General features: G+C 34.9%; 10 protein-coding genes. 2 read left to right on the forward strand and 8 right to left on the reverse strand.

Going from position 1 to position 8,535, the window contains the following annotated elements; all coding sequences use genetic code 11:
- Window positions 1–55: 55 nt before the first annotated feature.
- The 7 genes from AACZ73_RS21345 to AACZ73_RS21375 all read right to left on the reverse strand — a co-directional run bounded on the left by AACZ73_RS21345 (window position 56) and on the right by AACZ73_RS21375 (window position 4,900).
- On the reverse strand, window positions 56–1,027 hold the full coding sequence (locus tag AACZ73_RS21345; protein ID WP_339880886.1) for a BF3164 family lipoprotein: 972 nt from the start codon (window positions 1,025–1,027) through the stop codon (window positions 56–58).
- A gap of 288 nt (window positions 1,028–1,315) precedes the next feature.
- Window positions 1,316–1,570: a hypothetical protein gene (locus AACZ73_RS21350; protein ID WP_339880888.1), complete on the reverse strand. Its 255-nt coding sequence runs from the start codon at window positions 1,568–1,570 to the stop codon at window positions 1,316–1,318.
- 284 nt (window positions 1,571–1,854) lie between these two features.
- On the reverse strand, window positions 1,855–2,337 hold the full coding sequence (locus AACZ73_RS21355) for a VOC family protein (RefSeq protein WP_339880889.1): 483 nt from the start codon (window positions 2,335–2,337) through the stop codon (window positions 1,855–1,857).
- Window positions 2,338–2,498: 161 nt separating this feature from the next.
- Window positions 2,499–3,113: a hypothetical protein gene (locus tag AACZ73_RS21360; protein WP_339880891.1), complete on the reverse strand. Its 615-nt coding sequence runs from the start codon at window positions 3,111–3,113 to the stop codon at window positions 2,499–2,501.
- Window positions 3,110–3,454, reverse strand: a complete 345-nt coding sequence (locus AACZ73_RS21365) for a PadR family transcriptional regulator (protein ID WP_339880893.1) — start codon at window positions 3,452–3,454, stop codon at window positions 3,110–3,112. Before AACZ73_RS21365 ends, AACZ73_RS21360 begins: the two co-directional genes overlap by 4 nt.
- A gap of 216 nt (window positions 3,455–3,670) precedes the next feature.
- Window positions 3,671–4,321: a hypothetical protein gene (locus AACZ73_RS21370; RefSeq protein WP_339880894.1), complete on the reverse strand. Its 651-nt coding sequence runs from the start codon at window positions 4,319–4,321 to the stop codon at window positions 3,671–3,673.
- Between the two features lie 21 nt (window positions 4,322–4,342).
- Window positions 4,343–4,900, reverse strand: a complete 558-nt coding sequence (locus tag AACZ73_RS21375; protein ID WP_339880895.1) for a hypothetical protein — start codon at window positions 4,898–4,900, stop codon at window positions 4,343–4,345.
- Between the two features lie 819 nt (window positions 4,901–5,719).
- On the opposite strand from AACZ73_RS21375, the gene AACZ73_RS21380 reads away from it, so the two are divergent.
- The gene (locus AACZ73_RS21380; protein WP_339880896.1) at window positions 5,720–6,844 is read left to right on the forward strand and encodes a right-handed parallel beta-helix repeat-containing protein; all 1,125 of its coding nucleotides are present in this window, start codon (window positions 5,720–5,722) and stop codon (window positions 6,842–6,844) included.
- A 395-nt stretch (window positions 6,845–7,239) separates the two neighbouring features.
- Window positions 7,240–7,365, forward strand: coding sequence for a group II intron maturase-specific domain-containing protein (locus tag AACZ73_RS21385; protein WP_339880902.1), 126 nt, complete (start codon window positions 7,240–7,242; stop codon window positions 7,363–7,365).
- Window positions 7,366–7,567: 202 nt separating this feature from the next.
- Here AACZ73_RS21385 and AACZ73_RS21390 read toward each other — a convergent pair whose 3' ends face one another.
- A complete protein-coding gene (locus AACZ73_RS21390) occupies window positions 7,568–8,269 on the reverse strand; it encodes a DUF6624 domain-containing protein (RefSeq protein WP_339880898.1) in 702 nt (233 codons plus the stop codon).
- Between the last annotated feature and the right edge of the window lie 266 nt (window positions 8,270–8,535).

The raw sequence follows: 8,535 nt of genomic DNA on the forward strand, positions 1-8,535 counted from the left end.
TTTGCCCTAACTCATCATCTACTATCATATCTGCCACAGATATATCCAAGTTTAATCATCCTACCACTTCACCGGAATGTGTGATGACATAGATGATCTTTGCGATCTCATTGGTTTCTCTTATTTGTTTATCTGTTACTCCGCCGTACAAAGCAAAAATATATTTTTCTCCAATGGAAACATCACCATAACCATAAGGATAATCACGATCGAAAATTACTGCCGACTTACTACCAGAATATTTAATTTTAAAATCCGGCACCTCCATTCGAGGACCATTTACTATATCAAAAGTCTTGGAATCATAATGAAATATTTCAATTCTATCCCGATAGTTATTTGCTTTTACAAATAGTCCTAATTTTCTATTTGCTTTAAGTCCACCTTTGTTGATTTCACCCAAATGATAACTTATATCCGGATCAGTATAATCAATCAAATGACCAGTGTCAGGTATTTCTTCCCAATTTCCATAGCCTGCGATTCTGCTTCCATCTTTCGTTGAGAATTCAACCAGTCTATTGGGATCATTTGTCATAATTCCAATAACGGTGGTATCGGTCGCATGGAACATTCTATACATTCCAAATAAACCTTCTTGCTGTTTATATTCACTGATTCCCAATCTTGAAGAATCACTGAGAGAAAAGTCTGTAAACTTTTTAGCCATGGCGCTATAAACGATAAAAGTGCTGTCAGAGAATCCTGGTTCTATTAGAGTAGCATCAGTGATTTCTAAGGGGCCCAAACCTGTCACTCCTTTTGGAAATTTATATTCTAAAGGATCTCGCTTTATAACATGTATTAGGGGTAATCCAGGCGATAAACGACTTCTTTCAGATACAATTAAATAATCCCCAACAATATTTAAACGCCTAGGCGTCAATAATTCTGGAAAATAAGTCTTCATTCCTTCCAGATTTAAAATATCTTCTTCTTCAAGATCAAATGCATTATTTTTTCCTGAGTTTGTACATCCAAGGAAAACGCTAAAAAAAATAAAAATGACAATAGCTGATCTTTTCATAAACTAAGGAATGAAAATATAAATTATCAAGTCTACTGGCTACTGTTTTGAAATATGTGCAAACGGTTTGCATATGGCTGGTGGCAGTATTACAACTGGCTTTAATTTATGGATTAGCTCGTTTATCACTTCGCTATATTATTTACCATCCTCATTTTTCAATTTCCCGTAGCTGTTATTATATGTTTTGCCTTTCCTCGGATACGTGAATTTTAACGCTGACCACGTGTGGTCTATGCTTAAACATTTACTTTCCACAAGCCCATAATCATATCCGATTTTAATCACTTATTTGATATTCAGGTCGGTATTCAACTTTCTGGATTTTGGCCAAGACAACCATAAAGAGCCTACCTCTTTTAAATGTTCCTTCAATTTTAAAAATTCCTTATGCATATCCTTTTGCGTAATTGTAAACAAATGAATATAGTCAAATTGCCCATTTAACTCCGATTCAATTTCAATTGGCGGAAGTTCGATTGCCTTAACTGAGCTTTCTGGTGCATTGATTAAAATGCTTCGCATGCCTTCCTTGATTCCCATTTTTTGTGCTACAGTTTTGGTAATATCTGTTCAACCAATTTTTTCTTTACAACTTTTAATCCGGATTGCTATTATAGCTCGTGGCCAACGGCCTACACATAACTTGGGGTAGTTTCGAAGCACTTTCCAGTAGACTGAAAATCTGACAATTTCGGTTTTTGCTTTAGGCAGACTTCGGAGAACAAAACTGTCGACCAGCATTGAATTTTATTAGAATCAAATGGCTGCAAGTTTGCGTATCTGCTGGCTTGACGTAGAAGTCATTTTAGCGGTTCGCTGTATTTTCAATTATTGTCTTCTACAATATCTGTTGCAGTTTTGTTACCTAGTTGTTCAGCTAAACCAATAAGCAATCCTTCTACTCCCCGAACGTAGCAGAGTCTATAAGCGTCACCAAACTGAACAACTTCATCAACGACTCTAGCTCCGTGTTTTTCAAGTCTGACCAAAAGTTCATCAAGGTTGTCAACCCTGAACATTACTCTTAGATAGCCAAGTGAATTTACAGGATTTGTTCTGTGGTCTGCAATTGTTTTTGGATGCAAGAACTGTGAAAGTTCAAGTCGTGAGTATCCGTCAGGAGTAACCATCATTGCTACCTCAACAGATTGGTTGCCAAGCCCAGTTACTCGCCCTGCCCATTCACCCTCAACCATCATTCTTCCTTCAAGTGTCAATCCAATTTCTAAGAAGAATTCAATTGCTTTATCAAGTGATTCTACGACAATGCCCACATTGTGCATTTCCATTAATTTGCTTTTTACCATATTCATCTTTCAATTGGCAGGTAACGGAGAAGGATTCGAGCTGTCGGGTCTGAGATCAGATTCACTTTGCCTTACAACCAAAGTTAATTACTTTCAAATTTAGCAGTATACACCCACTTGATAAGCAAGTATCGAAAGCTAGCTATACATTGTTATTTAAATTAAATCTGCTCTATTGATTTTCGGTACATTCGAAAGAATAAAAAAGGCAGAAATCCAAATGCAATTATAAATGTTCCTATAACAACTATTAAAGAACCGTATTGCATTCCGCTTGTTCTTAATATGATACCTAGACCAGCTAGAATGGCACCACTGAAGCCTAAAATGATTTTAAGTTTTTCAGATAAAGCTTTACCCAATGTCATTTTAAATCTGTTAATAGCGAGCATTGGCAAAAAGAGCAATAAAAAGCAAATCATACCATAAGTTAACATTTCTCCTCCACCCGTCCAGTTTAAATACTTAAATAACCACCCAAGAGTCATGCTCATAGAGGCTAAAAGACCAATTAAATACATAACCTTTTTCATAGTAATTATCTTTTCAGAGTTTAACAAATAAATAGTTTCCTTTTGAATTTCATCAAATCCATTGGGGCATATGTGATTCAAAGCTTTTACATAAGCAGCTTCAAATGAACTTCCTTTATGTAGTTCGTTTTCTATAAAACAGCAAAAATGATCAAGCAAGTCGTCTTTAAGTTCTGAAATGGAAATTTTACTTTTTTCAATTTCCCCCTTTATAAAAGAAACCTCTTTATCCTCTAAAATCATAGAAAAGAAGCTTTTTGATCTGGAAATACAATATGCTGAATTGTGTTAAGAAATTCACTGAGCTCATTATATAAAGCAATCTTTCTATCCTGCCCCTGTTTTGTTATAGAGTAATATTTTCGAATCCGTTTTCCTACATTCACTGTCTCAACTTCCACAAGACCATCACTCAAAAGCTTGTGCAAGGCAGGATACAGGGAACCTTCTTTAATTAATATTTTATTGTCAGATAGTTCCTTAACTTTTTGAGTAAGCTCATAACCATACATTTTCCCATTTTCATCAAGTAATTTAAGCAATATCGTTGTGAGAGTTCCTTTTAATAGTTCTGTTGAATTCATAGAATGAATATACACAGAATTACAATACATCAAAATTCTATGTATATAAAATTAAAAAATAGTTTTGAGGTTAGTGCAGTCTACGGATTGGCGCTTGGCGAAGAAGCTGATTTCGAAGCACTAAACATTCTGTCAACACTGAACTTGATAAGAATCACAAAGCTTCAATTAATCACTTGACCCGCCATTGAGCCAAAAGCCTGCTATAAGACGTTTTTAATTTTGTCCACCAAGCCATATGTCCCCACGTTTGAATGAATAAGATTCTGTTATGTCACCAATTGGTTCTATAAACTTGTTCGTCCTGTGTGGCTTTTTTAAAAGTTGTGCAAACCATTTTTTTGTGTCTTCATAATCTTGCCTTGAAGCATACATTTCGGGTTCTCCAACTTCTGTATTTTCGTAGAGATCTTCGTCTACCCGATAATCCCAGTTGAAACTTTCAATTTTGCCTGTTAATTGTCCATAATTTTTTGGCTTCAATTTTTTACTCTCACCCGGTTTGAAGAAAGCATTTTCGTAATAATCTATTTTTTCACCAATTCCACAAACGAGCTGAGATTTCGAAAAACGTGGTTCATACAGCCAAATTTTAAGATAGTATGGTTGTCCAAGTTCATCTAATTGCTTTTTCCAAGATTCATATATATCCATTAAGCCGCTTAACATTAGTTCTTTAGTCTTAGCTTTTGGCTCAGGTATTTTGCTATTTATTATTGAAATATCACACCAAGGGTGGACAACAATGTCAATGTGGTCAGCATTGTATTTTTCGATTAAATCAAATCTTAAATTGAGATTTTCCAATCTCCATTCCTCGATATGTCGATGTCTTCTTTTATGTCCTCTTATTTTTTGTTGTCTCACGATTGTCCTTTAAAATGCCCTTTACGGTCGGGGGTAGTGTTTTTTCTTTTTCTCCTGTTTAATGTTGTTGGATTGATTCCTCATCTTTTCCGTGAATATATTTGTCAATCCACTTCTTGCTTCCTTTTTAAGGACTTCTTCGATGTTGTCTAAGTTCGCCCCTTCAAAGTAGTAGTTCACTCCAATTTCTTCGAGTTCGTCCCACCCGTGGTAAATCAGATAGAAGTTCACAAGTCCATATTTATAGTCATTGTCTACGCAAAGCTGAGAGAGGGACTGTAAATTTTTTCTTACCTGTCGGTCGTTCAGAATTTCATTCAAGTGGTAATGCGTTACTGCAATCACAGCACTTTTATAATCGAGTTCTTCAATTCCAAAGTCGTTAAGAGCCTTGGTAACATAAGGTCTGATTTCAAATCTATCAATCGGCTCACTAAATGAAGCAAGCCTTAGCACATTTTCAGTCTCTTTTCCTTGTCGGATCAAATCAATCACCCAATCAACTGCTTTTGAATAATCGAAATTATCCAATTGTTTATGGCTTTGAATCAGTCTTAATATGTGCTGTTTGTCTGTCATTTTGCTTTACCTAAACGGTTTGCACATGGCTAGTGGCTGTTCCACAAAGGAGCAGGTTACCAGGTAATCGACTGCACATCGGATATCTTCCACACGTGTGGTTGGATCTTCTAAATAACGAGAAAGACCACCGCTTTCTACTTGGAAAGAAGCATCAAAAACCAGTGCTATAAAGCCACCTTCTGCCAATTTCGAAGCATAAAGACCTGCCGTTTGCTCTTTAACACTACTACCAGGGTGAGCACATACTATTGCGGCATATTGTTTAGTATCATCAAAATCTTGTGGGAAATGAAGGATTCCGGCAACATCCCATTCTCTGTTTTAAAATTTAACCGTTTTTTGCATATTATGATTTGTTAATTTTCACTATGCAAATGTTGCCAATCAAGAAATATATACTGTTTCCAAAATGAACCTTCTTGTGTTCAAATTGGAGAAAGAATTATTTTCAATTCTGCCTTAATAACCATAAAACCCATTAAAAATTTGCGGTTTTATGGCCCAGGTCGTTTTATGTGAGACCTAATTTATCGATTTGCTAATTTATCTTTTTAACTAATCCCAACTTTCTTTTTTCTCGTTGTTCGATATCTACAATCTCGAACCTTATAGTTTTTACCTGATTATAAAATCCTGCAAATTAGGTTAAGAATTTAAAATCCTGAACAACCGGAAATGTATGTGAAATATAAAAATTGAAATTTGAAATACTTTTTTTTAAATATAAAATCAGTTCAGTTTGAAAATTTTCGCTTTGGCAACTATATTGTCAAAGTTATTAATGGGATAAGTTTTTAATTGTTTAAATCGATTTTTATGAGAAAGTGTATTTTATTAGGACTATCCATTTTCCTGTTTTTTGGATGTATGGAAACTAGTCAGGAGGAAATCTTGACAACAGAGAATTTGGAGAATTCGGGTTTTGAATTTGATTCATTTACTCTCCGAACTCAAGGGGAATTTTACAGAAAGCAAAATAGAGAAAGGTTGGCCTCTATGTCGAATTTAAAGAAGAAGGCATGTAAAATGACTGTTAAGGTTCCCTCAGATTTTGTTACAATTCAGGAAGCAGTGGATAATGTCTGTGATGGAGGAAATGTTTTAGTTAGTAATGGCGTATATAATGAAAGAATATTTATCGATAAACCAGGAGTAAAATTAATGGGTATTGGTAACGAGGTGCATCAAAGTGGGGGAATTTTAATTCTTGAAAATGGAAATGATGTGACAGTTCAGAATTTCAAAATAAATATGCCTCCTGAAACACCTGGTGTTTATATCGCACATGCGGATAGAGTAACAATTAAAAATAATGAGATTGAATCAAGTCCATATCTTAGATTAACCGGACTAAGTATTAGAAATTCGATTGGATCAAAAATCCAACATAATAAAATTATAGGTATGCTAATCGGGATGAGCATAACTACTGGAGAATCTATAGGTGAAGGCTTTGATGGAGTATTTGTTAATGATTTTGTGATGAGAGACACTGATATCTCAAATAATGTGTTTTCCGGTTTTGCAGTTGGAGGTATTGCTATAGGAGCGAATATGTCTGGAAATTCAATTAAAAATAATGTGTTAGAAAATTCTACACTTTATAGAACTTCTGCAAATGGGGGGATTCTTGTTAATTTCTGGCCTGAGAGTGCTTTATATCAGGATAAATTTGAAAACAATGATATCAAAAATAATAAATTAATCAATGTCCAATATGGACTTCGAATAGATGACTATTGCTCAGGTAATTTAATTATGGGTAATCAATTTGTAGGCAATAATTATTATGGTGTTCATGCAGGTTCGGATTTAAGTTTAAGCGAACCAAATATTTTTAAAAACAATAACTTTTATGATAATGGAGTTTGTGACGTTTATGACAAGTCAGATCTAAATGTATATAGTAATAATAAATTAGAATGTACTGAGGGATTGTAAAAGTGAATTTGGAAAGAGATTTAATCTTACTGGAAAAAACATTGAAAGTACTTATTTAGATGTGATTCTAGAAGCTTTAAAATAAATTTGGAATAAGTCGGAAAATGATTTTCAAAATTTGCAGACTCAAACCTTAATGTTATTCCTAGCGCCCCAAGATTTAAAATCTCGAGGCTTTTTTAAATTTTCCTTTTCTTTCTATTCAAATATGTCTTCTACTTTTTAAGGATTACAATTCCAACGACTTAGGTTCAGGATTACAAATCCAGAACAGCCAAGTGGATCAGCTGGACAAGGAACTGGAGCGGAGAAACCTGAAATACGTCCGAGAAGCGGATGACTTCAGTATCTACACCAATTTCGGAGAACTGCTTCAAAAACTCAGGGAGGTATGGATGGGCTGGGGAAACAATTATCGACTGGCCAGTTTTCAGGCCAAGCTCAAACAACTCGCCGAGTGGCTGAGGAACCGACTCAGATATTGCATCTGGTCCCGAAAGCTTTCGGCAGAAGAAACCTGAGCGCAACCACAACTCTCTGCTCCTGAGTTCTGAAATTCCTGATAAGTCAGTTCGGTTGTTTCCTTATCCGAAAAGAATTCCCAATCACGATATTTTACTTGGGTTTCGTTCATTTTCAAATTATTGTCTAACGTATAGTATAACATCTCGTAGCTGATCGTAGGTAGCTATGCATTCTTATATAATGTTCTACGCAGTATTTCTATTCAGTTTGTTTAACATTGAATTCGATATCCCAACGCTGTAAATAATCCTGTAATGGTTCAAATCCCATTTCCGCTCTTCTTTTATTTACTTTTTCAGGATTAGATAGTTCATACAGTACCCATTCATTTCCATTTTTTGAAACTTGAGTTCCGTAAACTTGAGGCTCGCCATCCATCATCAATGTTCTGTCTTTCATCATGGCGATTTGTATTGCTTTTAGGTCTCCGTTTTCAGCAGACTGTTCCAAAAGTGGTAAGTATTTTTTTCGATTTGCATTATCTCCGTGCTGAAAAACGACCCATATCGCGTTCATTTGTATTTCGTCAACTTCATTTAATGTCGGTATTCCGCATTTCTCTAACAGGCTTATTACCGTTGTTAGATTTTGGCGGTCAATTTCAGGGTTTATTGAACCATCATTTGTTCGCATACTCTGGTCGCTTTCAAATACTTCTTGCAGTATTTCTTGTTTTTTTGTGCAATCAATATCAACTAATTGTATTGCCGGTTGATCTTCTAAAGCTTTTTGGATTCGTTCTTGTAATTTCTTGTCTTCTGTTGTTGCTTTTCTTAAAATCAATTCCTTTATGTCACCATTCTTATCAACATAACTGTCTGTTGTCCATTCATCGAGATTCTGGATTTTTCGGATAGAATCAAGACTTAGTAGTTCTCCTTTTTCATTCTTAAATATCAATGTTTGAATGTCAGGAAACTTTTTTTGTTTTGCTCGGCCAATAAGTTCCGTATCGGAAAGTTTGGTTAATCCTTCAGGCTCATATGTTTTGGAAGTACAAGAAATTAAAATCGTTAGGAATAGGATGCCGACAAAGATTTAATGTTTCATTTTTTTTAGTTTTCTCTAATTGAGTAGAACGTTTACTGTAAAATGCGTTTTAATGCATTTTTAGTTCCCATGATATAATCTGGTTCGTTTTAAGGACAGAACCAAAAAGAATATAT

Source organism: uncultured Algoriphagus sp. (assembly GCF_963974835.1).
Lineage (GTDB): Bacteria > Bacteroidota > Bacteroidia > Cytophagales > Cyclobacteriaceae > Algoriphagus.